The organism is Vibrio sp. T3Y01, assembly GCF_013114525.1.
GTDB lineage: Bacteria > Pseudomonadota > Gammaproteobacteria > Enterobacterales > Vibrionaceae > Vibrio > Vibrio chagasii_B.
On sequence record NZ_VTXJ01000056.1, the window covers coordinates 1 to 615 of the forward strand.

Below are 615 nucleotides of genomic sequence, written 5' to 3' on the forward strand. Positions count from 1 at the left end.
TTGAATGTGTTTGTGTTGTGTTTATCCAAAGGATAAACATTGAGAACTTTTAATTTGATTAACTCTTAGAGTTAATCAGTCAGCTTTCCAAATTGTTAAAGAGCATGTATTCCGAAGAATGCATTTTCTAAAGACTCTCACAGTCGAAAAAACCAACCAACGACATAAGAAGTGGTTTGGAGTTTTAACTTCCAAGAATATTTAGAGAATGGTGGGCGATACCGGGCTCGAACCAGTGACCCCCTGCTTGTAAGGCAGGTGCTCTCCCAACTGAGCTAATCGCCCACTAAAAGTTTTAATTCCTTCGTGGAGAAAGAATGGTGGGTCGTGCAGGATTCGAACCTGCGACCAATTGATTAAAAGTCAACTGCTCTACCAACTGAGCTAACGACCCAATGGTATCCCGTAGGGGAGTCGAACCCCTGTTACCGCCGTGAAAGGGCGGTGTCCTAGGCCTCTAGACGAACGGGACACTGGATTGAAGAACTTGGGAGTTCTTCGTCTCTTTTACTTTCTAAACCTAATCAATCTGTGTGGACACTTATCGTGAATATCTTCGTATAAGGAGGTGATCCAGCCCCAGGTTCCCCTAGGGCTACCTTGTTACGACTTCAC

At 44.2% G+C, this 615-nt stretch carries 3 tRNA genes and 1 rRNA gene; all 4 read right to left on the reverse strand.

The window, feature by feature from the left end:
* Positions 1 to 209: 209 nt before the first annotated feature.
* Positions 210 to 285: transfer RNA gene (locus F0232_RS24905), tRNA-Val, on the reverse strand.
* Between the two features lie 33 nt (positions 286 to 318).
* Positions 319 to 394 (reverse strand) — tRNA-Lys (locus tag F0232_RS24910).
* A 2-nt stretch (positions 395 to 396) separates the two neighbouring features.
* A tRNA-Glu gene (locus F0232_RS24915) sits at positions 397 to 472 on the reverse strand.
* Positions 473 to 561: 89 nt separating this feature from the next.
* Positions 562 to 615 (reverse strand): 16S ribosomal RNA (locus tag F0232_RS24920); the annotation flags it as partial.